The organism is Klebsiella sp. GG_Kp175 (genome assembly GCF_040062325.1).
Lineage (GTDB): Bacteria > Pseudomonadota > Gammaproteobacteria > Enterobacterales > Enterobacteriaceae > Klebsiella > Klebsiella quasipneumoniae.
This window is the reverse complement of record NZ_JBEAFX010000012.1, coordinates 133,167-158,768: the sequence shown is the minus strand read 5'-3', so window position 1 is coordinate 158,768 and position 25,602 is coordinate 133,167. Positions and strand designations below refer to the sequence as shown.

Annotated in this window: 24 protein-coding genes and 3 pseudogenes; 20 read left to right on the top strand and 7 right to left on the bottom strand. The window is 63.8% G+C overall.

Translation table 11 applies throughout. The annotated features are described in order from the left end of the window. Nucleotides 1-22 precede the first annotated feature (22 nt). Entirely contained in the window at nt 23-154 is a 132-nt protein-coding gene (locus ABLU73_RS18530) for a hypothetical protein (protein WP_004217210.1), read from the top strand. Between the two features lie 236 nt (nt 155-390). Next, nucleotides 391-603, top strand: coding sequence for a fumarate hydratase FumD (fumD, locus tag ABLU73_RS18525; protein WP_004203074.1), 213 nt, complete (start codon nt 391-393; stop codon nt 601-603). Nucleotides 604-620: 17 nt separating this feature from the next. Here the strand turns inward: fumD and ABLU73_RS18520 are convergent, their stop codons facing one another. Further along, nucleotides 621-1,259 (bottom strand): TetR/AcrR family transcriptional regulator, encoded by a 639-nt coding sequence (locus tag ABLU73_RS18520; protein ID WP_017900845.1) that lies wholly within the window; start codon nt 1,257-1,259, stop codon nt 621-623. Nucleotides 1,260-1,385: 126 nt separating this feature from the next. Here ABLU73_RS18520 and ABLU73_RS18515 point away from each other — a divergent pair, with 126 nt between their 5' ends. The 4 genes from ABLU73_RS18515 to ABLU73_RS18500 all read left to right on the top strand — a co-directional run bounded on the left by ABLU73_RS18515 (nt 1,386) and on the right by ABLU73_RS18500 (nt 6,285). Further along, on the top strand, nt 1,386-3,239 hold the full coding sequence (locus ABLU73_RS18515; protein ID WP_264924684.1) for a sugar phosphate isomerase/epimerase and 4-hydroxyphenylpyruvate domain-containing protein: 1,854 nt from the start codon (nt 1,386-1,388) through the stop codon (nt 3,237-3,239). A gap of 71 nt (nt 3,240-3,310) precedes the next feature. Continuing rightward, a complete protein-coding gene (locus tag ABLU73_RS18510) occupies nt 3,311-4,633 on the top strand; it encodes an MFS transporter (RefSeq protein ID WP_064794686.1) in 1,323 nt (440 codons plus the stop codon). Between the two features lie 15 nt (nt 4,634-4,648). Beyond that, nucleotides 4,649-5,485 (top strand): shikimate dehydrogenase, encoded by an 837-nt coding sequence (locus ABLU73_RS18505; protein WP_032456243.1) that lies wholly within the window; start codon nt 4,649-4,651, stop codon nt 5,483-5,485. A gap of 56 nt (nt 5,486-5,541) precedes the next feature. Further along, nucleotides 5,542-6,285, top strand: coding sequence for a substrate-binding domain-containing protein (locus tag ABLU73_RS18500; protein WP_032431073.1), 744 nt, complete (start codon nt 5,542-5,544; stop codon nt 6,283-6,285). Here the strand turns inward: ABLU73_RS18500 and ABLU73_RS18495 are convergent. From ABLU73_RS18495 to ABLU73_RS18480, 4 genes are all read right to left on the bottom strand, one after another. Then, nucleotides 6,269-7,018, bottom strand: a complete 750-nt coding sequence (locus ABLU73_RS18495; RefSeq protein WP_004203063.1) for an ABC transporter ATP-binding protein — start codon at nt 7,016-7,018, stop codon at nt 6,269-6,271. The genes ABLU73_RS18500 and ABLU73_RS18495 overlap by 17 nt on opposite strands. Further along, a complete protein-coding gene (locus tag ABLU73_RS18490; RefSeq protein WP_160124707.1) occupies nt 7,015-8,022 on the bottom strand; it encodes an iron ABC transporter permease in 1,008 nt (335 codons plus the stop codon). The genes ABLU73_RS18495 and ABLU73_RS18490 overlap by 4 nt, the downstream gene beginning before the upstream one ends. Then, the gene (locus ABLU73_RS18485; RefSeq protein WP_004203060.1) at nt 8,012-9,070 is read right to left on the bottom strand and encodes an ABC transporter substrate-binding protein; all 1,059 of its coding nucleotides are present in this window, start codon (nt 9,068-9,070) and stop codon (nt 8,012-8,014) included. The genes ABLU73_RS18490 and ABLU73_RS18485 overlap by 11 nt, the downstream gene beginning before the upstream one ends. A gap of 92 nt (nt 9,071-9,162) precedes the next feature. Continuing rightward, the gene (locus ABLU73_RS18480; protein WP_004203058.1) at nt 9,163-9,975 is read right to left on the bottom strand and encodes a DNA-binding transcriptional regulator; all 813 of its coding nucleotides are present in this window, start codon (nt 9,973-9,975) and stop codon (nt 9,163-9,165) included. Nucleotides 9,976-10,152: 177 nt separating this feature from the next. Here ABLU73_RS18480 and ABLU73_RS18475 point away from each other — a divergent pair, with 177 nt between their 5' ends. From ABLU73_RS18475 to ABLU73_RS18445, 7 genes and pseudogenes are all read left to right on the top strand, one after another. Continuing rightward, entirely contained in the window at nt 10,153-11,817 is a 1,665-nt protein-coding gene (locus ABLU73_RS18475; RefSeq protein ID WP_064149794.1) for a bifunctional 3-(3-hydroxy-phenyl)propionate/3-hydroxycinnamic acid hydroxylase, read from the top strand. A 1-nt stretch (nt 11,818) separates the two neighbouring features. After that, nucleotides 11,819-12,763, top strand: coding sequence for a 2,3-dihydroxyphenylpropionate/2,3-dihydroxicinnamic acid 1,2-dioxygenase (gene mhpB / locus ABLU73_RS18470; RefSeq protein ID WP_064794684.1), 945 nt, complete (start codon nt 11,819-11,821; stop codon nt 12,761-12,763). Between the two features lie 17 nt (nt 12,764-12,780). Beyond that, on the top strand, nt 12,781-13,647 hold the full coding sequence (gene mhpC, locus ABLU73_RS18465) for a 2-hydroxy-6-oxonona-2,4-dienedioate hydrolase (protein ID WP_116397224.1): 867 nt from the start codon (nt 12,781-12,783) through the stop codon (nt 13,645-13,647). A gap of 9 nt (nt 13,648-13,656) precedes the next feature. After that, nucleotides 13,657-14,463 (top strand): 2-keto-4-pentenoate hydratase, encoded by an 807-nt coding sequence (mhpD, locus tag ABLU73_RS18460; RefSeq protein WP_053810241.1) that lies wholly within the window; start codon nt 13,657-13,659, stop codon nt 14,461-14,463. Next, entirely contained in the window at nt 14,456-15,403 is a 948-nt protein-coding gene (gene mhpF, locus ABLU73_RS18455; protein WP_274786536.1) for an acetaldehyde dehydrogenase, read from the top strand. The genes mhpD and mhpF overlap by 8 nt, the downstream gene beginning before the upstream one ends. Further along, a pseudogene (gene dmpG, locus ABLU73_RS18450) lies at nt 15,400-16,128 on the top strand (4-hydroxy-2-oxovalerate aldolase); the annotation flags it as partial. The gene mhpF and the pseudogene dmpG, both read left to right, overlap by 4 nt. 2 nt (nt 16,129-16,130) lie before the next feature. Further along, a pseudogene (locus ABLU73_RS18445) lies at nt 16,131-16,220 on the top strand (hypothetical protein); the annotation flags it as partial. Nucleotides 16,221-16,232: 12 nt separating this feature from the next. On the opposite strand, the gene ABLU73_RS18440 reads toward ABLU73_RS18445, so the two are convergent. Together ABLU73_RS18440 and ABLU73_RS18435 are read right to left on the bottom strand one after the other, a co-directional pair. Beyond that, nucleotides 16,233-17,813, bottom strand: coding sequence for a rhodanese homology domain-containing protein (locus ABLU73_RS18440; RefSeq protein ID WP_094334559.1), 1,581 nt, complete (start codon nt 17,811-17,813; stop codon nt 16,233-16,235). A 5-nt stretch (nt 17,814-17,818) separates the two neighbouring features. Further along, nucleotides 17,819-18,421 carry a cysteine dioxygenase gene (locus ABLU73_RS18435; RefSeq protein ID WP_043519834.1) on the bottom strand — a complete coding sequence of 201 codons (603 nt, stop codon included), beginning with the start codon at nt 18,419-18,421 and terminating at the stop codon, nt 17,819-17,821. A 106-nt stretch (nt 18,422-18,527) separates the two neighbouring features. Between ABLU73_RS18435 and ABLU73_RS18430 the strand changes: the two genes are divergently transcribed. The 7 genes and pseudogenes from ABLU73_RS18430 (at nt 18,528) to ABLU73_RS18400 (ending at nt 25,571) form a co-directional block, all read left to right on the top strand. Then, entirely contained in the window at nt 18,528-19,421 is an 894-nt protein-coding gene (locus tag ABLU73_RS18430) for a LysR family transcriptional regulator (RefSeq protein ID WP_049115583.1), read from the top strand. A 144-nt stretch (nt 19,422-19,565) separates the two neighbouring features. Further along, a pseudogene (locus ABLU73_RS18425) lies at nt 19,566-20,661 on the top strand (LLM class flavin-dependent oxidoreductase). Continuing rightward, nucleotides 20,648-21,799: an acyl-CoA dehydrogenase family protein gene (locus ABLU73_RS18420; protein ID WP_062914317.1), complete on the top strand. Its 1,152-nt coding sequence runs from the start codon at nt 20,648-20,650 to the stop codon at nt 21,797-21,799. The pseudogene ABLU73_RS18425 and the gene ABLU73_RS18420 overlap by 14 nt, the downstream one beginning before the upstream one ends. Before the next feature lie 5 nt (nt 21,800-21,804). Beyond that, on the top strand, nt 21,805-22,779 hold the full coding sequence (locus tag ABLU73_RS18415; protein ID WP_348850344.1) for an ABC transporter substrate-binding protein: 975 nt from the start codon (nt 21,805-21,807) through the stop codon (nt 22,777-22,779). Further along, nucleotides 22,776-23,813, top strand: coding sequence for an ABC transporter substrate-binding protein (locus ABLU73_RS18410; RefSeq protein WP_043519842.1), 1,038 nt, complete (start codon nt 22,776-22,778; stop codon nt 23,811-23,813). The genes ABLU73_RS18415 and ABLU73_RS18410 overlap by 4 nt, the downstream gene beginning before the upstream one ends. Next, nucleotides 23,794-24,789: an ABC transporter permease subunit gene (locus ABLU73_RS18405; RefSeq protein ID WP_069135777.1), complete on the top strand. Its 996-nt coding sequence runs from the start codon at nt 23,794-23,796 to the stop codon at nt 24,787-24,789. Before ABLU73_RS18410 ends, ABLU73_RS18405 begins: the two co-directional genes overlap by 20 nt. Continuing rightward, nucleotides 24,783-25,571, top strand: coding sequence for an ABC transporter ATP-binding protein (locus ABLU73_RS18400; protein WP_017901271.1), 789 nt, complete (start codon nt 24,783-24,785; stop codon nt 25,569-25,571). The genes ABLU73_RS18405 and ABLU73_RS18400 overlap by 7 nt, the downstream gene beginning before the upstream one ends. Nucleotides 25,572-25,602: the final 31 nt, after the last annotated feature.

The following is a 25,602-nucleotide window of genomic DNA, read 5'->3' as shown; positions in this document are numbered from 1 at the left end:
CAACCCTGAAGCGTGCAGAAGAATGTGTGCTGGCGGTTCAGCCCATGAAATGTGGCAAGGTGTTATGCGTTTTATCATGCAGTCCAATGCGCTGAAACCATTCAAGAAAGAATCGAAGCGCATTATACGCTGCCGAAATCAAAAAGGAAAATAAAAACCTCGTTTCAAATTATGGACAAAACGCGTAACAAAACCGGCACGTTATGCATAAAACTACGCAACACAATATTTCATCAGGCGGCATGAAAAGGGGTGTAAGAAAGGGATTTTACTGACATCATGAGGCGCTAAAATACCCCATTGAGCCGTTAACGGTGGGATGATTTGCGTTGCCGGAAAAATCTATCAATAATGATTTGATTGATAATGAGAAAATGCGAGCCAGACTCAATGGGAAATAAAGCGAAAGACGACGAGCTGTACCAGGAAATGTGCCGCGTGGTGGGCAAAGTGGTGCTGGAGATGCGTGACCTTGGTCAGGAGCCGAAACACATTGTCATCGCCGGCGTGTTGCGCACCTCGCTGGCGAACAGCAAAATCCAGCGTTCACCGCTCACCGAGGAGGCGATGGCGAAGGTCATTCACGCCCTCTCCGGACACTGACGCCTTTTGCCGGCGGGTCAGGAAATCACAAAGCGGACCACCGCCCGGACGGCAATGTCGCAGTGGTGGGCCACCATCGCTTCATCGTCAATGGCGGGCAGCGGATCGTCAAGGTACAGACTGCTGAAGGTGTAGAAATTCGACACCTGATAAAAGCTGAAGCTGCTGATCAACCGGTGGACATCGCGCGCTTCCAGCCCCGCCTGAAAGACGCCCTGCTGTTGGCCGCGTTGCAAAATGTCTTCCAGAATCGACAGGGCGGTTCGATTCAGCGGCTTCAGATCCCCTGAGGTCTTCAGCCACTTGCCGCGCTGCATGTTCTCCATGCAAATCACCCGCATATAGTCCGCATGGGTGGCGTGATAGCGCACGCTCCAGCGCACCAGCCGCACCAGCGCCTCTACCGGCGGCACATTCTCCAGCCCCAACTGCTGCTCGGTTTCGCGGATCCGCGCATACACATGCTGCAGCACCTCCTGATAGAGCTGCTCTTTGCTTTTGAAGTAGTAGACCACCATGCGCTTGGTGGTCTGCGCCTCGGTGGCGATCTGCTCCATGCGGGCGCCTGACAGCCCGTGTTCGGCAAAGACGGCGATAGCGGCGCTGAAGATCCGCTCCTTCAGAGATTGTGCTTCATCATGAGCAACGACGGTCATGGCAACTCCTTTTTCTTGGGTGACAAAAAATACACATAATGATCACAATTTAGCAACCTGGTATGGCGCAAATGAACCAAATGATACATATTCAAGACTCACGTCAGCTATTGACCCGAGGACCTTATGCTGCGCTCTATCGCCACCGTTTCGATTTCCGGCACCCTGCCAGAGAAGCTGCACGCTATTGCGGCGGCGGGCTATCAGGGTGTGGAAATTTTCGAGAACGATCTGCTCTATTATACGGGGACGCCGGCGGAAATCCGCCAGCTGGCCGCCGATTTAGGGTTAAAAATCACGCTTTTTCAACCCTTTCGCGATTTTGAAGGTGCCAGCCGGGCGCAGTTTGCGGCCAATATGACCCGCGCCAGACGCAAATTTGCACTGATGCGCGAGCTGGGCTGCGACACGCTGCTGCTGTGCAGCAATGTGCAGCCGGACTGCTCGGCGGATAGCGAACTGCAGGTGGCGGACCTGCGGGCGCTGGCCACGCTGGCGGAAGAGGAGGGGATCGTAATCGGCTATGAGGCGCTGGCCTGGGGAACCCATGTGAACCGCTGGCAGCAGGCCTGGGAGCGGGTGCAGCAGGTGGACAGCCCGGCGCTTGGCCTGGTGCTCGACAGCTTCCATATCCTGGCCCGGGGCGACACCCTCGACGCACTGCCATCGGTGCCGGTGGAGAAAATCACCTTCGTTCAGCTCGCCGATGCGCCGTATATGAAAATGGATCTTCTGGAGTGGAGTCGCCATTTCCGCTGCTTCCCCGGGCAGGGGGAGCTGCCGCTGGAGGCGTTTGCCGAGCAGATCACCCGCTGCGGCTATCGCGGCCCCTGGTCGCTGGAGATCTTTAATGACGGTTTTCGCGCCTCGCCAAACGGCGCGACGGCCAAAGATGGTTATCGTTCGCTGCTGTGGCTGGAGGAGCAGACTCGTCGCCGGCTCCCGGCGTGCGATGCCGATCTGTTTTCACCGCCGCCGTTACCGAACTATCACGGGCTGGAGTTTATTGAATTCGCCGCCAGCGTCGCCGAGGCGCAGCGCCTGGGGCAGCATCTGCAGGCTTTGGGTTTTCAGCACGAGGGAAGCCACCGCTCCAAACAGGTCACGCTGTGGCGCAACGGCGGGGCGCGGATCGTGATTAACCATCAGCCCCACAGCTGGGCCGATCACTTTTATCAACGCCATGGGGTATCGCTCTGTGCGATGGCGCTGCGGGTCGACAGCAGTGCGCCGATTGTCGCTCGCGCCCGCGCGCTGGGGTATGCCACCTGGCAGGGCGACGCCGGGCCGAACGAGACGCCGATCCCGGCGATCTGCGCCCCTGACGGCAGCCTGGTCTATCTGATCGACGCCGGAGAGGCGATCTACGAGCGCGATTTTCTCCTGCGCGACGGTTTGACGGTGCGCGAAGATTACCTCGGTATCGACCATCTGGCGCTGGGGATGGAGGCAGACAGCCGCGACAACTGGGTGATGTTCTTCCGCACGGTGTTTGGCTTTACCCTTGAACATGAGCAGACGCTGCCGGACCCCTATGGACTGGTGCGCAGTCTGGCAGTGCGCAGCCCGCATGGCGATATCCGCCTGGCGCTGAATATCTCCCAGAGCCGGGCGACGCAGATCGCCCGATCGGTCGCCTGCTACCAGGGGGCAGGGCTGCAGCATGCCGCCTTTGCCTGCCGCGATCTGCCGGCCACCTGCGACCAGCTCGCCGCGGTTGCCGGCCATGCGCTGCCGATCCCGGCCAATTACTATGACGATCTGCTGGCGCGTTTTGGCGGCGAGTTGGACGTCGGGCAGCTCCAGCGGCGGCAGCTTCTCTACGACCGCGATCCGCAGGGCGGGGCGTTCCTGCACCTGTATACCCGGCCCTTCACCGCCGGGCGCTTCTTCTTTGAATTAACCGAACGACGGGCAGGCTACGCGCTCTATGGCGCGGCGAATGCGGCCGTCCGCCTGGCGGCGATGCAGTATTGTTAGCCTGAATCAAATGGTTCATTATGCCTGAAACACAATAACAACACCCTCTGTACCCGAGACAGGAACTGACTATGAGCTCATATAGCCCTAACCCGACGGCTGCCGCCCAGCCGGCCGTCACCGCGCGCCGCTCCCGGCGGCGCATCGGCATTCTTGCGCTGCTGGCCATCGGCACCATGATCAACTACCTCGACCGCACCGTGCTGGGGATCGCCGCCCCAAAGCTCACCGCTGAGCTGGAGATCGATCCAGCGATCATGGGGATACTTTTCTCCGCTTTCGCCTGGACCTACGCCCTGGCGCAAATCCCCGGCGGGCTGTTTCTTGACCGCTTTGGCAACAAAGTCACCTATTTTCTGTCGCTGACCCTGTGGTCGCTCTTTACCCTGTTCCACGGCATGGCGGTGGGGCTGAAAACGCTGCTGCTGTGCCGTTTCGGGCTTGGCGTCAGCGAAGCGCCGTGCTTTCCGGTCAATAGCCGGGTGGTCAGCGCCTGGTTCCCGCAGCAGGAGCGCGCGAAGGCCACGGCGGTGTACACCGTGGGGGAGTATCTTGGGCTGGCCTGCTTTGCCCCGCTGCTGTTCTGGATCATGGATGGCTTCGGCTGGCGGGTGCTGTTCGTCAGCGTCGGCGCGGTTGGCATTCTGTTTGCCCTGGTGTGGTGGCGCTGCTACCGCGAACCGCATGAAGATCCTCGTCTCAGCCAGCAGGAGCGTGAGCATATCGAAAACGGCGGCGGCCTGAGCGCCCCGACGGACCAGCAGGTGGCGTTCAGCTGGCCGCTGGTCCGCCAGCTGCTGAGCAAACGCCAGATCATCGGCGCCAGCATCGGTCAGTTTGCCGGCAATACCGTGCTGGTGTTCTTTCTCACCTGGTTCCCGACCTGGCTGGCCACCGAACGCCATATGCCGTGGCTGAAGGTTGGTTTCTTTTCCATCCTGCCGTTTGTCGCCGCCGCCGGTGGGGTGATGTTTGGCGGCTGGATCTCCGACAAGCTGCTCAAAGCCACCGGGTCGGCCAACCTGGGGCGTAAGCTGCCGATCGTCGCTGGCCTGCTGATGGCCAGCTGTATCATCTCCGCCAACTGGCTGCAGAGTGACCTGGCGGTGATCCTGGTGATGTCGTTTGCCTTTTTTGGCCAGGGGATGGTGGGCCTCGGCTGGACGCTGATCTCCGACATCGCCCCGAAGGGGCTGGGCGGACTTACCGGTGGCCTGTTCAACTTTTGCGCCAACCTCGCGGGGATCCTCACCCCGCTGGTGATCGGCTTTATCGTCGCCGGGTTCGGCAATTTCTTCTACGCGTTGATCTACATCGGCGGCGCCGCGCTGCTGGGTGTGGTGGCCTATCTGTTTATCCTCGGCGACGTCAAACGTATCGAGTTATCGCAGTAAACAAAGGAGCAAGGCATGGTGATTAGTGGGAATACGCGGCTGATAGCGCATCTTGGCTATCCGACCGCCAGTTTTAAGGCGCCGATGATCTACAATCCGTGGTTTGTCGACCAGCAGGTGGACGTGAAGGTGGTGCCGATGGGGGTCAAACCGGAGGACTATGCCGCGTTTATTCCGCCGCTGTTTACGATGACCAATATCATCGGCGCGCTGGTGACGATGCCACATAAAATCGCCACCTGCGAGCTGGTGCAGCGCCTGAGCCCGACGGCGGCTATCGCCGGCGCCTGTAACGCCATCCGTCGCGAGGCGGACGGCAGCCTCTCCGGGGACATGTTCGATGGTGACGGCTTTGTGCTGGGCCTGCGCCGCAAAGGATTTCATCCTGAGGGGACGCGGGCGCTGGTGGTCGGCAACGGCGGAGTGGGGTCGGCTATCGCCGCCTCTCTCGCGGCGGCAGGGGTTAGCGCTCTGACCCTGTACGATACCCGACCGGAGGTGGCGCACGCTCTCGCCGGACGGCTGCATCAGCACTATCCGCAGCTCGATATCACCCTGATGCAGCGCGATCCGGCCGGACACGAGCTGGTGGTTAACGCCACGCCGCTGGGGATGAAGGTCAGCGATCCGCTGCCGCTGGACGTGGACCGTCTGGCGCCTGGCACCTGGGTGGGGGAGGTGGTGATGACCCAGGAGTATACCCCGCTGCTGAGGGCCGCCCAGGCGCGACAGTGCCCCATCCAGCGCGGGACCGACATGCTGTTTGAAATGATCCCCGCCTATCTGCGCTTTTTCGACCTGCCGGTAGCCACCCCTGAACAGCTCCGGGCGCTGGCGGAAATTCGCTACTGACGTGGCGGCAAACCGGGTAATATAGCGCTATATTATCCGGTTTATAGCGACGATCTATAATGTCCACTCCTCTCACGCTGCTGGCGGCGGGAAGCCTGAAAAGCGCTTTTCTGCCGCTGGTGGCGTACTTTCAGCAGCAGACTGGCCTGGCGGTCGATGCGCAGTTTGGCCCTGCCGGCCTGCTGCGCGAGCGGATCGAGGCCGGGACCCCGTGCGCGGTTTTTGCTTCCGCCAACGCGGCGCACCCGCAGGCGCTGCTCCAGGCGGGTCTGGCGCAGGAATGCCAGGGATTTGCCGGCAACCAGTTGATGCTGACCGCCAGGCGGTCGCCGGACAACGATGGCCTGGACTGGCTGGCGCTGCTCAGCACGCCCCGCCTGCGGCTGGCAACCTCCACGCCGGGCTGCGATCCGTCAGGAGATTATACCTGGCAGCTGTTCGCCCGAATTGAGGCGCGCTATCCAGGGTTGGGCAACGCGATGGCCGGGCGGGCGCAGCCGCTGGTCGGCGGCAGAGACTCACTGAGCGTGCCGCCGGGAGAGATAGCCGGCGCGTGGCTCATTCGCCAGAATCTGGCGGATCTGTTTATCGGCTACGCGCACTATGCCCCCGCGCTGGCCTCCTGCGACGATCTGCGTACCCTGACCATCCCGGCAGCGTGGAATATTCGCTGCGATTACCAGTTGGCGCGCCTCAGTGCCGATCCCGCCGCGCTGGCCCTGTATCGCTTTATCCTCGGCGACGTTGGCCAGGGGTATCTCCGGCAGGCGGGTTTTATGCCGTTCAGCGACGCAGAGTAAACCCCGGCGCCAGCAGAGGGGACGCGGACGCGGGATGGTAGATCAGACGTACCGGCAGGCCGTATGCTTGCCGGAGGTGCGTTTCGCTCAGCACTTCGGCAGTCTCGCCCGCCAGCCACTGGCCCTCCGGCAGAAGCAGCAGCGTATGGCTGGCCACCTGTAGCGCATGATTCGGATCATGGGTGGTGAACAGGACGGTGCGCGCCTGGCGGTGAGCGAGGTCGTCGATCAGCTGGAGCACCACCTGCTGGTTACCGAGATCCAACGCCGAGCAGGGCTCATCCAGCAGGATATTCTGACTGGCGCTGACCAGCGCGCGGGCAATCAGCACCAGCTGCTGCTGGCCGCCGGAGAGCGCGTCGAAGTCATCCCCGGCCAGGGCGGCAATCCCCAGCTGCGCCAGCGCCTGCTCAACCCGCCGGGCATCCTCCTCGTCCGGCTGGGCAAAGAGATCCACGTGCCGGGCGCGGCCCATCAGCACCACATCGCTCACTCGCCAGCGGAAAGCGGGACGAAACGACTGCGGAACCAGGGCGACGCCGCCCTCGCACTGCGCCCGGCCGCTCAGCGGTGGCAGCACGCCGGTCAGGGTATCCAGCAGAGTACTTTTTCCCCGGCCATTGGCGCCCAGCACCGCCCAGATCTCGCCGGGACGGCAGGCCAGCGTGAGCGGGGCGAAGAGCGGCTGACGGTGGCCGTAACGTAGCGCTTCCAGCGACAATGAGCGGTTCATTGGAGCGTATTCCGGCGTCGGGATTGCACCAGCAACAAGGTAAACAGCGGCGCGCCGAGCAGGACTGTGATGATCCCGATCGGGATCTCCGCCTGCGTCAGCGTGCGCGCCATATCGTCCACCACCAGCATCAGGGCGGCGCCGAGCCAGAAGGCGGCGGGCAGCAGGCGACGATGGTCGGCGCCCACCAGCAGACGGGCGAGGTGCGGGACCACCAGTCCCATCCAGGCGATGCTGCCGCTGACCGCCACTTGCGCTGCCACCAGCACCGCGCAGCAGACCAGCACGGCGCGACGCAGCGCGGCCACCGGAACGCCAAGACTGCGGGCATCGCGCTCCTCCAGCGCCAACAGATTGATTCGCCAGCGCAGCTTCCACAACACCCCGGCGGCCACCGCCATGGGCAGGATCATGAGCAGTACCTTATGCCAGCTGGCGGTTGCGAAGCTGCCGAGCAGCCAGAAGACAATGTTCGGTAACGTCTCTTCGCTGTCGGCGAGGTACTGCATCAGGCTGACCAGCGCGGCGAAGAAGCCGCTGAGGATGATCCCGGACAGAATCAGCCCCAGCGTGCTGTCCCGCCCCTGCAGGGCGGCGAGGGCGTAAATCAGCCCCAGCGCGACGAGGCCAAAGAAAAAGGTCGAGGCCATCATCAGCAGGCCGCCGACGCCCAACAGGATCGCCAGCGTGCCGCCGAAGGCGGAGCCAGAGGTCACTCCGATGATGTGCGGGTCGACCAGCGGGTTCTGGAACACGCCCTGTAAGGTAGCGCCGCACAGCCCCAGCGCGCCCCCGGCCAGCAAAGCTATGACCACGCGCGGCAGGCGAACCGACCAGACGATCTGTCCGATCACCCCTTCGCCTGGTGGGAGATGGATCAGGGTGTGGCCAACGGCGCTCAGGCTTAACGGGAACTGGCCGAAACAGAGAGAGGCGACTGCGATCGCCAGCGTCGCCAGCGCCAGGCTGCCCTGCAACAGCCAGGGACGGTGGTTAGCGGGCATCTGGCGTCCACGCTACGCGGTAAAAGCGTTGATAGTAATCCCTGGCTTTACTGTCCACATCGATGTTCTGGTAACGCGAAGGGTAGAGTTTTTTCGCCATCCACAGCTCGCCCAGCGCCAGGGCCTCCGGCATCGGGTAACCCCAGGCTTTGGCGTACTCCGGCATCAGCCACACGCGGTGATGTTTCACCGCATCGATCGCCTGCCACTGCGGGTCGTTCTCTATCTGTTTGACCACCTGCGGATAACGGTCCTGGACGAAGATCACCTGCGGGTTCCACGCCAGCACCTGCTCCAGCGACACCTGACGGGCGCCTGTTACGCTGGCGGCCGCCACGTTCAGCGCCCCGGCGTGCGCCATCATCAGACCGGTGTATTTGCCGGCGCCGTAGGTATTCAGATCGGGGTTGGCCATATACACCCGCACCCGCTGGTTCTGGGGAATATCGGCCACCGGCGCATTGGCTTGCTTACGCGCCTCAAAGGTGTAGTGAATCAGCGCCTCGGCCTCGGGCTGGCGTTCGACGACCTCGCCGATAAGGCGGATCCCCTCTACCAGTCCGGCGTTATAGGCCTGCTCCTCGTCAGCCATGGTGGGGTTCATTTTACTTTTTTCCCCAGCGGCATCCTGGCGCAGCGAAATGGCCACCACCGGGATCCCGGCCTGTTGGATCCGCGCGATCATCGCCGGCGGCGCATAGTTGGCGACGAAAACCACCTGCGGACGCAGCGCCAGCAGGCTTTCAATATTGACCTGAGTGAGATCGCCCGGGGTCGCCAGTTGCCCGATCTCGGGCATAAAGCGGGCGAACTGCGGCCCGAGCTGTTTCTTCCAGCTGCTTAAGACGCCGACGATATCCTCAGCGGCATGCAGTTGCACCAGCAGGTTGAGCGTCTGATGCTGCAGAACCACGACGCGGGTGACGTGGTCGGGGAGGGTGACCTGGCGACCCAGCTGGTCGGTGACAGTGCGGTCGGCGAAGGCCTGACCGGTGAACAGGCTGGCGCTGAGCAGCGTCAGGCCCAGCAGTAAGGGGTGTTTTGGCATGATCTGGCCCGAATGGCGTGAAAAATTCGTTGTGTATTAAATTATATAACGACGCCGGGCGCAATGGTTGATCGCGTTTACCCTCACTACGATCAAGGCATTTCGTACCACACTTCTTGATCCTCCATGCGCGCCTCTATCTGGCCCGCCACCCTCTGCAGCGTAGAGAGATGCTTTTGCGCCGCCTGCTCAATGGTCATGGCGCTGGCGATATAGACCAGGTTGAGGCAGCCGATGACCCGCTGCTGGCTGCAGACCGGCACGGCGATAGAGGCGATTTTCTCCTCCTGCCGCCAGCCGCGGTAGTTTTCTCCATAGCCGTTCTGGCGGGTGCGGGCGAGGATTGCCGCCAGCCGTTCCGGTTCGCGGGCCAGCTGATACTCCGCCTCCGGACGGGCGGCCAGCATGCTGAGAATGGCGTCGCGCTCCGCGTCGGGAGCAAAGGCCAGCCACGTCAGACCGGAGGCGGTGAGCAGCAGCGGCAGTCGCCGTCCGACCATCGCCCGGTGAAACGACAGCCGACTGAAACGGTGGGTGGTTTCGCGCACCACCATGGCGTCGACGTCGAGGGTGGTGATGTCCGTCGGCCACTGTACTTCGCGCAGCAGCTCGCCGAGCAGCGGCGTGGCGAGGGCAGAAATCCAATGTTCGTCACGAAATCCGTCGCTCAGCTGGCGGACGTTAATGGTCAGACGAAAGCTGTCATCGGAGCGGCTGCGGCGGACAAAACCCTCCTCCTGTAGCGTCTCCAGCAGCCGGCGCACGGTGGTGCGATGCAGGCCGCTAAACTCCGCCAGCAGGCCCGGCGTCGCGCCGCCGTCGAATTTATTTAACAATTTTAATAACAATAAACCCCGGCTTAATCCGCGCACCGTTTTGTACGCTGTGGACCCATCGTCATGCATCAAACCCTCCTGAAAACGCTTTATAAACAGCGCTGTGCACCTGGTGCACATTCGATGATGTTTTCATTGTAGCCGAAAACCCCCGCCCTATACTCAGCCCATTATAAAAATACGTTTACACATGATTAACAAATGGCCTGCCGGTCTGGCCGTTTCCGAGTCGTGAGGTCGCTGAGAATGACAACATCTACACCCGATATTCAACCCGCCGTGCAGCATACCGCCCAGGTCGCCATCGCCGGCGCCGGTCCGGTAGGCCTGATGATGGCCAACTACCTTGGCCAGATGGGCATCAGCGTGCTGCTGGTGGAAAAACTCGACAAACTGATCGATTACCCGCGGGCCATCGGTATTGACGATGAATCGCTGCGGGCGATGCAGGCGGTGGGGCTGGTGGATGACGTGCTGCCGCACACCACGCCGTGGCACGCCATGCGCTTTCTGACCCCGAAGGGCCGCTGCTTTGCCGACATCCAGCCGATGACCGATGAGTTTGGCTGGTCGCGGCGCAACGCCTTTATCCAGCCGCAGGTGGATGCGGTGATGTATCACGGCCTGCAGCGTTTCCCACAGGTCCGTTGCCTCTTCTCCCGCGAGGTGGAAGCCTTTAGTCAGAGCAGTGACAGTGTCACGTTAAATATCAAAGGGCCGGACGGCGAGCGGGAGACGGTGCGCGCGGACTGGCTGGTGGCCTGCGACGGCGGCGCCAGCTTTATTCGCCGTACGCTGAACGTCCCCTTTGAAGGCAAGACCGCGCCGAATCAGTGGATCGTCATCGATATTGCCAACGACCCGCTGGCCACCCCGCACGTCTATCTGTGCTGCGACCCGGTGCGGCCCTATGTTTCCGCTGCGCTGCCACACGGCGTGCGCCGCTTTGAATTTATGGTGATGCCCGGGGAAACCGAAGCCCAGCTCAGCGAGCCGCACAATATGCGCCGCCTGCTGAGCAAAGTGCTACCGGACCCGGATCGCGTCGAACTGATCCGCCAGCGGGTCTACACCCATAACGCGCGCCTTGCCGAGCGCTTTCGCATTGACCGGGTGCTGCTGGCCGGCGACGCCGCGCACATCATGCCGGTCTGGCAGGGCCAGGGATACAACAGCGGCATGCGCGACGCCTTCAACCTGGCGTGGAAGCTGGCGCTGGTGGTCAACGGCAAAGCGGGAGAGGCGCTGCTTGACAGCTACCAGCAGGAGCGTCGCGACCACGCGAAGGCGATGATTGACCTGTCGGTGACCGCCGGCCACGTGCTGGCGCCGCCGAAGCGCTGGCAGGGGGCCGTGCGCGATGGCCTCTCGTGGCTGCTGAACTACCTGCCGCCGGTGAAACGTTACTTCCTCGAAATGCGCTTTAAGCCGATGCCGCAGTATCGCGACGGGGCGCTGCTGACCGATGGCGCAGGTAAATCCTCGCCGGTGGGCAAAATGTTTATTCAACCGCAGGTGACGCTGGAGAATGGCGAGAGCCTCCTGCTCGACGAGGTTATCGGGGCGAATTTCGCCATTATCGGCTGGGGCTGCAACCCGCAGTGGGGGCTCGACGCCGGTCAGATCGCTCGCTGGCGCGCGATAGGGGTGCGCTTTATTCAGGTGGTGCCGGAGGTGCAGATCCACCGCGAGCAGGATAACGCTCCGGGCACGCTGCGGGTGGGGGATAAGCAAAACCGACTGAAGAGCTGGTTTGCGCAACATCATACCGCCATCGCCGTGGTCAGGCCGGACCGCTTTGTCGCCGCCCTCGCTATCCCGCAAACCCTCGGCGCGCAGCTGACCGCCCTGGCGGAAAAAATGACCCTCGCAGCCGGGGATACCGCCCACGCTGAAGAGAAGGTGGCCTGATATGCATGCCTATCTGCACTGTCTGTCGCACACCCCGCTGGTGGGATTCGTTGACCCGGAGCAGGCGGTCCTTGATGAGGTCAACGGGGTGATTGCCGACGCCCGGCGGCGGATCGCTGAATTCGATCCCGAACTGGTGGTGCTCTTCGCCCCCGATCACTACAACGGTTTTTTCTATGACGTGATGCCGCCGTTCTGCCTCGGCGTCGGCGCCACCGCCATCGGCGACTTCGCCAGCGCCGCCGGCGACCTGCCGGTGCCCACCGAGCTGGCAGAAGCCTGCGCTCACGCCGTGCTCAACAGCGGTATCGACCTGGCGGTGTCGTACAACATGCAGGTGGACCATGGCTTCGCCCAGCCGCTGGAGTTTTTGCTGGGTGGGCTGGATCGCCTGCCGGTGCTGCCGGTGTTTATTAACGGCGTCGCCGCGCCGCTACCGGGTTTTCAACGCACCCGGCAGCTTGGCGAGGCGATGGGCCGCTTCCTCAACACCCTCAATAAGCGGGTGCTGATCCTCGGATCTGGCGGGCTGTCGCACCAGCCGCCTGTGCCGGAGCTGGCGAAGGCCGACGCCCATCTGCGCGACCGCCTGCTCGGCAGCGGCAAACAGCTGCCGCCGGACGAACGCGAGCTGCGCCAGCAGCGGGTGATCAGCGCCGCCCGCCGGTTTACCGAGGACCCGCGCTCGCTCCATCCCCTTAATCCGGTGTGGGACAACCGCTTTATGAGCCTGCTGGAGCAGGGGCGGCTGAGCGAACTGGACGCGCTCGGCAACGACGAGCTGTCGGCGATGGCCGGCAAATCGACGCACGAAATTAAGACCTGGGTGGCCGCCTTTGCCGCGCTATCCGCTTTTGGCCGCTGGCGTAGCGAAGGCCGCTATTACCGGCCGATCCCCGAGTGGATCGCCGGATTCGGCTCGCTGAGCGCCACCACCGAGATTTGATTAACCGGGAGACTAACATGAGCTATCAACCGCAAACCGAAGCCGCCACCAGCCGATTCCTCAACGTCGACGAAGGGGGCCGCACGCTGCGTATCCATATCAATGACTGCGGCGACGGGAAAGAGACCGTGGTGATGCTCCACGGCTCCGGGCCGGGGGCTACCGGCTGGGCCAACTTCAGCCGCAATATTGACCCGCTGGTCGAGGCGGGCTATCGCGTGCTGCTCCTCGACTGTCCGGGGTGGGGGAAGAGCGATTCGATCGTCAACAGCGGCTCGCGTTCGGATCTCAACGCCCGCATTTTGAAAAGCGTGGTCGATCAGCTGGGGATCGATAAAGTCCATCTGCTGGGCAACTCGATGGGCGGCCACAGCGCAGTGGCCTTCACCCTGAGCTGGCCGGAGCGGGTGGCTAAGCTGGTGCTGATGGGCGGGGGGACCGGCGGCATGAGCCTGTTCACGCCGATGCCGACGGAGGGCATCAAGCTGCTGAACGCCCTGTACCGCGAGCCGACCATTGAAAACCTGAAGAAGATGATGAGCATTTTCGTCTTTGACACCCGCGACCTCACTGACGCGCTGTTCGAGGCGCGGCTGAACAATATGCTGTCGCGCCGCGACCATCTGGACAACTTCGTCAAGAGCCTCGAAGCCAACCCGAAGCAGTTCCCTGACTTTGGTCCGCGGCTGGGCGAGATCGCTGCGCCAACACTGATCGTCTGGGGACGCAACGACCGCTTCGTGCCGATGGACGCCGGGCTGCGCCTGCTCGCCGGGATCGCCGGCGCTGAGCTGCATATTTACCGCGACTGCGGCCACTGGGCGCAGTGGGAACATGCCGACAGTTTTAATCAGCTGGTGCTCAATTTCCTCGCACGGGCTTAAGGAGTGATGATGACTTTTTCTCTTGACGCGCTGGCGCAGCAGCTGCGCGACGCCGAACGGACCGGCCAGGCGATCGCCCCGCTGCGCGATATCCTCGGCGTCGACAACGCCGACGCCGCCTACGCCATCCAGCGCCTGAACGTTCAGCACCACGTGGCCCATGGCCGGCGGGTGGTGGGCCGCAAGGTGGGCCTGACCCATCCCAAAGTGCAGCAGCAGCTGGGGGTCAACCAGCCGGATTTCGGCACCCTGTTTGCCGACATGTGCTACGGCGACAACGCCGACGTGCCGTTTGGCCGCGTGCTGCAGCCGAAGGTGGAGGCCGAGATCGCCCTGGTGCTGAAACATGATCTGCCCCATGCCGATACCACTTTTGATGAACTGTATCACGCCATCGAATGGGTGCTGCCGGCGCTGGAGGTGGTGGGCAGCCGGATTCGCGACTGGTCAATCGGCTTTGTCGACACTGTCGCCGATAACGCCTCCTGCGGCCTGTACGTCATCGGCGGCCCGGCGCAGCGCCCGGCGGGGCTGGATCTGAAGCAGTGCGCCATGCGGATGACCCGCAACCAGGAGCTGGTCTCCAGCGGCCGGGGCAGCGAGTGCCTGGGGCATCCGCTGAACGCCGCGGTCTGGCTGGCGCGCAAGATGGCCAGCCTCGGCGAACCGCTGCGGGCGGGGGATATTGTGCTCACCGGGGCGCTAGGCCCGATGGTGGCGATTAACGAGGGGGACAGCTTTGTCGCCCATATCGAAGGTATTGGCTCAGTCGCGGCACGCTTCGTCGCCGCCGGAGAAGAACATCGTGATGCGTAAACGTAAAGTCGCCATTATCGGCTCCGGAAATATCGGCACCGATTTAATGATTAAAATTCTGCGCCACGGCCAGCATCTTGAAATGGCGGTGATGGTCGGCATCGATCCACAGTCGGATGGTCTGGCCCGCGCCCGGCGCATGGGGGTAGCGACCACCCACGAAGGGGTAGGCGGCCTGATGCAGATGGCGGAGTTTGCCGATATCGACTTCGTCTTCGACGCCACCAGCGCCGGGGCGCACGTCAAAAACGATGCCGCGCTGCGCGAAGCGAAGCCGGGGATCCGCGTCATCGACCTGACGCCGGCGGCGATTGGCCCATACTGCGTGCCGGTGGTCAACCTCGCGGCCAACCTCCACCAGGGCAACGTCAATATGGTGACCTGCGGCGGCCAGGCGACCATCCCGATGGTCGCCGCGGTCTCGCGGGTGGCGAAAGTACATTACGCGGAGATCGTGGCCTCCATCGCCAGTCAATCCGCCGGGCCGGGCACGCGGGCGAATATCGACGAATTCACCGAAACCACCTCGCAGGCGATTGAAAAAGTCGGCGGCGCGGGCAAGGGCAAGGCGATTATCGTGCTCAACCCGGCGGAGCCGCCGCTAATGATGCGCGATACCGTGTATGTGCTGAGCGAGATGGCGTCCCAGGAGGCGATTGCCGCCTCGATCGCCGAGATGGCGGCGGTGCAGGCTTACGTGCCAGGCTACCGGCTGAAGCAGCAGGTGCAGTTTGAGGTTATCCCCGAGGATAATCCGGTCAACCTCCCCGGCGTGGGCCGTTTTTCCGGCCTGAAAACCGCGGTTTACCTCGAAGTGGAAGGGGCGGCGCACTATCTGCCGGCGTACGCCGGCAACCTCGATATTATGACCTCAGCGGCGCTGGCGACGGCGGAGCAAATGGCCGGGGCAATGAACAGCGCGGCGGGAGCGACAGCATGAACGGTAAAAAACTCTACATTTCGGATGTGACGCTGCGCGATGGTATGCACGCTATTCGTCACCAGTATTCCCTGGCGCAGATGCAGCAGATTGCCGGCGCGCTGGATAAGGCGGGGGTGGACTCCATCGAAGTGGCCCACGGCGATGGGCTGCAGGGATCCAGCTTCAACTACGGCTTTGGCGCCCACAGTGATATCGCCTGGATTGAAGCGGCGGCGGCGGTGGTCAGCCAGGCGAAAATCGCCACCTTGCTGCTGCCGGGCATCGGCACGCTGCACGACCTGAAAGCCGCGTATCAGGCCGGGGCGCGGGTGGTGCGGGTCGCCACCCACTGCAGCGAAGCGGACGTCGCGGCGCAGCATATTGCCTTTGCCCGCGAGCTGGGGATGGACACCGTCGGTTTTCTGATGATGAGCCATATGATCTCCCCGCAGGCGCTGGCGCAGCAGGCGCTGAAGATGGAATCCTATGGGGCGACCTGCATCTACGTGGTGGATTCCGGCGGGGCGATGAACATGAACGACATTCGCGACCGCTTCCGCGCGCTGAAGGCGGTGCTGAAGCCGGAGACCGCCACCGGGATGCATGCCCACCATAACCTGAGCCTCGGGGTGGCCAACTCTATCGCCGCGGTGGAAGAGGGCTGCGATCGCATAGACGCCAGCCTGGCCGGGATGGGGGCGGGGGCGGGCAATGCGCCGCTGGAGGTGTTTATTGCCGCCGCCGCACGCCGCAATCGCTGGGCTCCTACCGGCGCCGGACCCATTTTCCGGCGCCGAAGAGCTTTCAGTACTCGTGGATCATGCGTCATGCCTGAGGCGCGCTGGCGTTAGATCACCCGAAAACCGTGGGTGCCGTCGCGGGCCAGCTGATCCACCAGGCCGTACTCCCACTCCAGATAGGCCTGCATGGCCTCTGCGGAATTATCGGTCCCTTCGTACGGACGACGATAGCGGTCCCGGCGCTCGACGGCGAGGCCGTCGTCGCCATGGGCCAGCGGCAGACCGGCGGCGATCCACGCCAGCGTCCCGCCGCGCAATACCTGTACCGGCTTACCGGTTAAGGCCGCCACTTCGGGCACCGCGTAGCGGGCCAGCAGGCTGCTGCCGCAGGTCACCACGTAACGTTGCGCGGGAGGGATCGCTTCCAGGGCCTGGCGCAGCTGCGAGCGCGTCAGCCACCACGCGCCGGGGATATGGCGGGCGACAAAGTTGGCGCTGGTGGTAAAATCGAGCACCACCGTCCCGGGCTCCTCCAGCTGTTGCGCCAGCTGCGCCGGGCTTATCTCCTCCGCCGGCGGGGCGGGGGGCACTTCGGCGGCCGGCACCCCGCGCTCGCTCAGCTGGCTGGCCGACAGCGCGCTCAGCCGCGCCGTCTCCCAGCCCATCTGCGCCAGCCACGAGCCGGTCATCGCCGCCCGGACGCCATCGTCATCCAGTAACACTATCCGCGCTCCCCGCACGCTGGCGAAGTGATCGGTCTCCTGCACCAGCTGGCCGCCTGGCGCGCTCAGGCTGCCAGGATAGTGGCCCGCCGCGTACTCCTCGGGGCTGCGGACATCAAACAGGAAGGTGGTGCGGTCGCTCTGCTGCCGCCAGCGTTGTAGCGTCGCTTCATCGATGACTGCCACCCCGGCCCGTTCGGCGAGATGCGCCGCCTCGGCGGCCCGGACGCCAGAGGCGCGGGCGGAGGGGTCGTATTGCCGCTGCTGCTGGTGCGCCAGCGTCTGACCGGCCAGCGTCCAGCCGATAGTGCCATTGCGCAGGGCATGGACCGGGTTCGGCACTCCGGCGTTGATCAGCGACTGGGTGCCGATGATGCTGCGGGTGCGTCCGGCGCAGTTGACGATGATCGGCGTCTGCGGGGAGGGCGTCAGGCTCTCCACCCGCAGGACCAGCTCGCCGCCGGGCACGCTGATGCTGCCGGGGATGCTCATGGTCTGGTACTCATCGAAGCGCCGGGCGTCGACGATCACCACCTCCTGCCGGTTGTCGATGAGCGCCTGAACCTCCTGGGCGCTGAGCGACGGCGTGTGACGCACGCTTTCCACCAGCTCGCCAAAAGCTTTACTGGCAGAGTTGACGTCCTGAAACAGCTCGCCGCCGCTGCGGCGCCAGCCGGCGAGACCCTCGGCCAGCAGGGCCACATCCTGATAGCCCCAGGCCCGCAGCCGTTCGACGGCGATCTCCGCCAGCCCCTCGCCGTTGTCGTAGACGGTGAGCGGGGTGGTGAAGCGCGGTATCCGCCGGCGGACCTCCAGCTCCAGTTTGCTGAGCGGCAGATTGACGGCAAACAGTGGATGAGCGGTGGCGAAATCGGCCTCTTCACGGACGTCGATCAGCGCCAGTTCACGACGGTCGAGCAGCGCCTGACGGATCCCGGCGGCCTGGCGATAAGCGTAAGTGGACATAATGGTTATCCTTGGTGTTCGCGGGAGGAATCCCAGATATTGGGTAAATGGCGGTTGGAGTAGCCGGATATAAACGATTTTTGCTGGCCTTCCGGGGTATACACTGCGCGCTTCACCGCGCCGATGTTGCCGCCGTAAACATGTATGCTGATGGAGACGCGATCCGCCAGCGCATTGCTGACGCGATGAATGTCGCCATCGTCAGCGGAGACTTTCTCCACCTGACCTGCCTGCAGAAGCGTGGCGGCGCCCAGCGCGCGCGGTATGCCATCGGCATCCAGCTGGTAGCGTTGATTTTCCTCCGCGCCGCGCAGCATCCCAATGGCCCCCCACACCCGGTGGTCATGGATCGGCGTCGCCTGTCCCGGCCCCCAGACGAAGCTGACGATCGAGAAGCGCTCGCCGGAGTCGGCATGCAGCAGATACTGCTGGTAATGGTGTGGGTGCGGCAGGGTGTACTCTTCCGGCAGCCAGTCGTCGTGACGCACCAGCGCCGCCAGCCGCTGCGCCACGGCGTCAAGCAGCGGCGCGGTCGAGTGGTGTTCCCGGTGCAGACGGTCAACCTCATGAATAAAATGGCGTAATTTTTCCAGTCGTGGTGCAGTCATGTGCGCTTCCTGTCAGAGGGACTGGTCAAAACGCTAACAGAGGCGTTAATATTATTTAAATGCAATTTACGCATATATTAATATGCAAATTTCACATAAGGATCCTATGCGCATCGACGATATTGACGCTCTGCTGGCCACAGTGCAGTTTTCTTCCCTCAATCAGGCGGCGGATTATCTGGGGATCACCCAGTCGGCGATCACCCGGCGCCTGCAGCGTCTGGAGCAGGAGCTGAACGTCACGCTGTTAGCGCGTCAGACCCGCCCGCTGACCCTGACCGCCGCCGGTCAGCGGGTGTACGAGCAGTGCCTGAGCATTAAGCGCGAGACGAAAAAGCTCTACAGCCTGTTGGATCCGCAAGGCGAGCCGCGCGGCGCGCTGCGTCTCGGCGTACCGCAGAGTATCAGCGAGATCGCGCTGCCGGCGGCGCTGGCGGCGCTGAGCCAGCAGTTTTCCGCACTGTCCCCGCAGGTCACCTGCGGCTGGAGCGGAGAGCTGCAGCGCCGGCTGGAAAACGGCGAACTGGACGGGATGCTGGCGATGGGCCCCGCCCAGCAGACCCTCGCCGAGGGCTACAGCGGGCGTCTGCTGTGCCCCCTGGAGGTGGTGCCGATTGCCGCCCGGCGGCTGAATCTGCGGGCGTCGTCGCTGCGGGAGTGCGTCGAACAGGGCTGGATCCTTAACCCCGATGGCTGTGGCCTGCGCGCCGGGCTCATCCGCGAGCTGCAAAGCCAGGGCCTGCGCCTGAAGCTTAACGTCGAGAGCGCGGGCGCCCAGCTGCAGATGGCGCTGGTGGCGCAGGGACTGGGGCTGGGTCTGGTGCCGCGGGCGGCGCTGGCGGCCAGCCCGTGGCGGGACGAGATCGAGGTCGTCAACCTCAGCAATTTTCAGCCTGCGGTGTCGCTGTGGCTGATCCACGCTCAGTATCTGGCCAACCTGCAGTCGCCGCTGATCTTTTTCGCCAGCAAAGTGGTGCAGCAGCTGACAGTATCCGACTGAAAACACTACTCATTTTCTATTAATGCAAGCCTTGCATATTAAGATATGATAAAAATGCATTTTGTTCATTAACACACTCTGTATAGGGTAATGACCAGCGCCGCCGTCGCGGCCACTCCATTACCCTGACGCAAGGAGTTGTTCATGAGCATTCAGTTTCTTGGCATGATTGGCCACCGCCTCTCTTCCGAAACGATTGCCCCGGTGGGGCCGATCTTTGACCGCGACTATATTGTTCGCTTCGCGCAAACCCATGAAGCCGCCGGGTTCGATCGCCTGCTGGTGGGGCACTGGTCCGATCAACCCGACGGCTTTCTGGTAACCGCCCTGGCCGGACTGTCGACGCAGAAAATTCAGTACCTGCTGGCCCATCGCCCCGGTTTTGTATCGCCGACCCTCGCCGCGCGCAAATTCGCCACCCTTGAGCATCTGCTGGGGGGCCGGCTGGCGGTGCATATCATCAGCGGCGGCAATGACGCCGAGCAGCGCCGGGACGGCGATTACCTCGACCACGACCAGCGCTATGCCCGCACCGACGCCTTCCTCGACGTGGTGCGCCAGGTGTGGACCAGCGAGCAGCCTGTCGATATTCACAACGAGTTTTATCAGGCCGAACAGGCCTGGTCAGCTATTCGTCCGCTGCAAAAGCCGCATCTTCCCATCTACTTCGGCGGTTCGTCGGCAGCGGCCATCGCCGTCGCCGGCAAACACGCCGACGTCTTCGCCCTGTGGGGCGAGTCGCTGGCGCAAACCGGCGAGACCATCCAGCGCGTGCGCGCCGAAGCGGCGAAACACCAGCGTGACATCGGTTTCAGCGTCTCGTTCCGGCCGATTATCGCCGACAGCGAAGCCGAGGCCTGGGAGAAAGCCGAGCATATCCTGCATGTCGCCACCGAGCAGGCGGCGCAGCGCGGGGGCGGTTTCAAGGCCAAACCGGACAGCATCGGCGCCCAGCGGCTGCGGGCCACCGCCGCGCAGGGCAGAGTGGTGGACAAACGCCTGTGGACCGGCATCGCCCAGCTGGTGGGCGGCGGGCATAACTCTACCGCCCTGGTGGGCACCCCGGAGCAGGTGGCCGATGCGCTGCTCGATTACTACGACCTCGGGGTGCGCAACTTCCTGATCCGCGGATTCGACCCGCTGAACGATGCGGCAGACTACGGCCGGGCGCTGTTGCCGATCGCTCGTGAAAAAGCCGCGCGGCGTGCGGCGGCGGAGCGCGCATCGTGATCCATCCTGAGCGCGACGACTGGGCGCAGCAGCTGACGGCGGTACGCCAACAGATGGCGGAGCAGGCGGCCAGCCTCGACGCCAGCGGCGACTTTCCCTGGCGCAATATCGACCACCTGCGCGCGGGGGGCTGGTTAAGCCTCGCCGTGCCGCGTGCTTACGGCGGCGCGGGCGCCAGCCTGGCCCAGCTGCAGCAGGCCATCGCCGCCATCGCCTGGGGTGAGCCGGCGACGGCGCTGATCGTCTGCATGCAGTATCTGCACCATTTGCGGCTGGCGGAAAACGACGCCTGGCACGCGCCGCTGCGCCAGCAGGTTTTTCACGACGCCGTCGAACGCGGTGGCCTGATCAACAGCCTGCGCGTTGAGCCGGAGCTGGGTTCCCCGGCGCGCGGCGGCCTGCCGGACACCGTGGCGAGCCGCTGCGCGGACGGCTGGGACATCAACGGTCATAAAATCTATACCACCGGCATTGAAGGGCTACGCTGGCTGGCGGTATGGGCGAGAAGCGATGATAACCCGCCGCGGGTGGGCACCTGGCTGGTGCCTGGCGACAGCGCCGGGATTAGCGTGGTGAAAAGCTGGGATCACGCCGGGATGCGGGCCACCGGCAGCCATGAGGTGATTTTTCGCCACGTGCGGGTGGCGGCAGAGCACGCGGTGGATGTCTGGCCTGTCGATGCGCCACCCTCTGCCCAGGCGGAACCGTTGCGCCTGTTCGCCAACCGGCAGACGGCGCTGCTGGCGGCGATCTATGACAGCATCGCCCGCGCCGCTCACGACTGGCTGGTGAGGTGGCTGACGGGGCGAGTGCCCGCGGGCCTCGGCCATCCGCTTTCCCGCCTGCCGCGGGTGCAGGAGAAGGTCGGGCAGATCGCCGGGCTGCTGCTGGTGAACCGCAGCCTGCTGGAGCAGGCCGCCGCGCTGCGCTTTTCCGCCATCGAGGCCAATCTGGCGAAAGTCACCATTACCGACAACGCCATTCAGGCGGTGAATATCGCGCTCGAGTTGACCGGTAATCATGGCCTCAGCCGACAGAACCCGCTGGAACGCCACTACCGTAATGTGCTCTGCGGCCGGGTGCATACCCCGCAGAGCGACAGCGCCTGGCTGGCAGCCGGCCACTTCGTCTTTCAATCACAAGGATAATCACGATGCGTCTATCATTCTCAGGCCGGGTGGCGGCAGCGCTGATGCTGCTGGCGCTGGGCGGTTACGCGACGGCGCAGGAGCGGCTTACCCTGCGCATCGCCGATCAAAAAGGCGGCATGCGTTCGCAGCTGGAGGCGGCCAACGCCCTGCAAAACCTCCCCTATGACATTAAGTGGGCTGAATTCCCGGCCGCCGCGCCGCTGGCGGAAGCCCTTAACGCGGGCGCAGTGGACGCGGGGATCATCGGCGATGCGCCGCTGCTCTTCGCCCTGGCTAACGGCGCGCCGGTGAAAGCGATTGCCGTGGACAAAAGCAATCCGGCGGGGACCGCGGTGCTGGTTTCCCCCGGCAGCGCGATAAAAACCGCCGCCGGGTTAAAAGGCAAGCGCATTGCCACCGGCAAAGGGTCGATTGGTCATTTCGTGGCGCTGAAAGCGCTCGAGCAGGCGGGCATCTCGCCGAAGGAGGTGCAGTGGGTGTTCCTCGGCCCGGTGGACGCCAAAGTGGCGCTGCTTAACGGTTCGGTGGACGCCTGGGCGACCTGGGAGCCCTACACCACCCAAATGGTGAAGACCAACGAGGGGCAGAACCTGGTGAGCGGCAAAGGGCTGCTGCCGGGGAATACCTTCCTTGCGGCAACGGATTCCGCGCTTAACGATCCGCAAAAGCGCGCCGCGCTGCAGGATTATCTCCAGCGCCTGGCCGGCGCCGAGCGCTGGGCCTACGCCAATCTCGACAGCTACGGCAAAACGCTGGGGGAGATCATCCGCTTCCCGGCGGAGATCGCCCGCGCACAGTTTGCCAACCGCCAGTCGCAGTGGCAGCCGCTGGCAGAGGAAACCGTGACCCAGCAGCAGGCGACGGCGGACTTTTATCTCGCCAACGGCCTGATCCGTACCCGGCTGGACGTGAAGCCGACCTTTGACCCCAGCTTTAGCGTGCCCGCCGCGCCGGCCCACGCGGAGGTGACGCCATGAGCCGATCCGCTTTTTCCCGCCGCCGTTTTTTACAGCTTAGCGGCGGCCTGGCGCTGGCCGGGGTTTCTCTGCCGCTGTGGGCTCACGATATGGCGGAGATGGCCAGCGGTGATGCCCATCCGGCGCTGCGCCTGCCTCAGCCCTACAAGATCAAGCTGGCGATCAACAAAAGCGCGGTATGCCTCGCGCCGGTCGCCGTCGCCGAGCAGCAGAAGATTTTCAGTAAATATAACCTCGACGTTGAGTTTGTTAACTTCGGTAACTCCACCGATGTGCTGCTGGAGGCGATCGCCACCGGCAAGGCCGACGCCGGGGTGGGGATGGCGCTTCGCTGGCTGAAGGCGCTGGAGCAGGGTTTTGACGTCAAGCTCACCGCCGGGACCCACGGCGGCTGTCTGAACCTGCTGACGGCCAAAGACTCGCCGTTCGGCGGCCTCGAGAGCCTGAAGGGACAAACCATCGGCGTCACCGACATGGCCGGGCCGGATAAAAACTTCTTCGCCATTCTGCTTAAGCGCCACGGTATCGACCCGATCAGCGACGTGCAGTGGAAAGTCTACCCGGCGGATCTGCTCAGCGTGGCGCTGGACAAGCGCGAAATCGCCGCCATCAGCGGCAGCGAGCCGTTCAGCTATCGGCTGCTGGAGACCGGCAAGTATCAGCTTGTCGCCAGCAATATGACCGGAGATTATGCCAACCTCAGCTGCTGCGTGCTGGGGGTGAGCGGGAGCCTGGCGCGGGACCATAAACCGGCCGCCGCGGCGCTCACTCAGGCGATCCTTGAAGCGCACAGCTATGCCGCAGAACACCCGGAAAGCGTGGCGCAATCCTTCCTTGCCCATGCGCTCAATACCAATGAAGCGGAGGTGAGCGGTATTCTGCACGGGCAGGGGCACGGCCACCACGCGGTGGGTGAGGCGTTCGTGAAAGAGCTGACGCAGTACGCGGTCGACCTGCAGCGGGTGCAGGTGATCAAACCGGGCACCGATCCCCATCAGTTTGCGGAGAGTATCTATGCCAACGTCTTCGCTTGAGCAGGCTCTGGCGCGCCCCACCGGCCGCGCGCCGCTGTGGGGAGAAGGGCTGCTGGCCGCCGCGCTGTGGCTGCTGGGCGGTCTGTTTACTCTGACCTGGCCCGATGCCGGGCGGCGCTGGCCGTTTAGCGAGGGCTGGGCGCTGGCGCAGTTCACCTTCGGCGGCGGCTTGCTGCTGCTGGCGCTGAGCTATCGCTACTGGCGAGCGCGCGGCGCGCGCGTGCGGCATGCCGGCAAGTGGCTGGCGCTGCTGCCGGTGCTGTTCGCTGCCTGGGAAGGGCTGACCGCCAAGAGCGGCGTGCTGCCGGTGCCGTTTTTCGCGCCGCCGCAGGCGCTGATCGAGGTGCTGCATGATGACTGGCCGCGCCTGCTCGACAGCCTGTTGCACTCCCTGGGGCTGCTGGGGCTCGGCGTGCTGCTCGGCACCAGCAGCGGGTTCATCACCGGTCTGGCCATTGGCTGGTCGCAACGGATTGGCTACTGGCTCCATCCGGTGTTACGCCTGCTGGGGCCGGTGCCGTCTACCGCGCTGCTGCCGCTGTGCCTGTTTATCTTTCCGTCAAGCTTCGGCGCCAGCGTGTTTTTGATTGCGCTGAGCACCTGGTTCCCGGTCACGGTGCTGACCTGGTCCGGGGTCATTGGCATTGACAAGGCGTGGTACGACGTGGCGCGGACCCTCGGCGCCAGCCAGCGTTTCCTGATCCTGCGGGTGGCGATCCCCGCCGCGCTGCCGAACGTCTTTGTCGGCCTGTTTATGGGGCTTGGCGCGTCGTTTTCGGTGCTGATTGTGGCTGAAATGGTCGGGGTGAAGTCGGGGATCGGCTTTTACCTCCAGTGGGCCCAGGGCTGGGCGGCCTATCCCAATATGTACGCCGCGCTGCTGGTGATGGCCTTGCTGTGCTCCGGCCTGATTAGCGGATTATTTATGCTGCGCGATAAGCTGCTGAGCTGGCAGCGGGGAGGGATGCAATGGTAACCGCGACGTCAGGTTCGCAGACGATAGCGCGCGGCGCGGCGGTATCGATAAGCCATCTTCATCACGCGTTTACGCTCGGCAAACAGGCGGTGCCGGTGCTGGAGAATATCAGCCTGCAGCTGCGGCCGGGGGAAAGCGTGGCGCTGCTGGGTCCTTCCGGCTGCGGTAAATCCACCCTGCTGCGGCTGCTGGCCGGGCTGGAAGCGCCGCAGAGCGGACAGATGCAGTTCGACGGCGCGCCGCTCGGCGCTCCGGGGCCGGAGCGCATACTGGTGTTTCAGGATCCGACGCTCTATCCGTGGCTGACGGTGCGGCAGAACGTACTGCTGGGCCCGCAGGCGCAGGGCAAAAGGGGGCTGGAAGCAAAGGCCGACGCGCTGATTGACCGCATCGGGCTGCAGGCCTTCAGCGAGGCGTGGCCGCGGCAGCTGTCAGGGGGGATGGCGCAGCGCGCCGCGCTGGCGCGCGCGTTGTTGAACGAGCCGCGCCTGCTGCTGCTCGACGAACCGCTGGGCAAGCTGGACTCGCTGACCCGCATCAGTATGCAGCGGGAGCTGATCGCCCTCTGGCAGCAGCAGGGTTATACCAGCCTGCTGGTGACCCACGATATCGAAGAGGCGCTGCTGCTGTGCGAGCGGGTGCTGGTGATGTCGCCGCGTCCGGGGCGGATTATCGCCGAGTTCGCCTTGCCGCTGGCCTTTCCCCGCCATCGCGATAACCCGCAGCTGCTGCAGCATCGTCAGGATATATTGCGCATCCTCGGCCAGGAGGAGGACTGGTAAGCTGAACGCAATGCCCGGTGGCGGCTGCGCC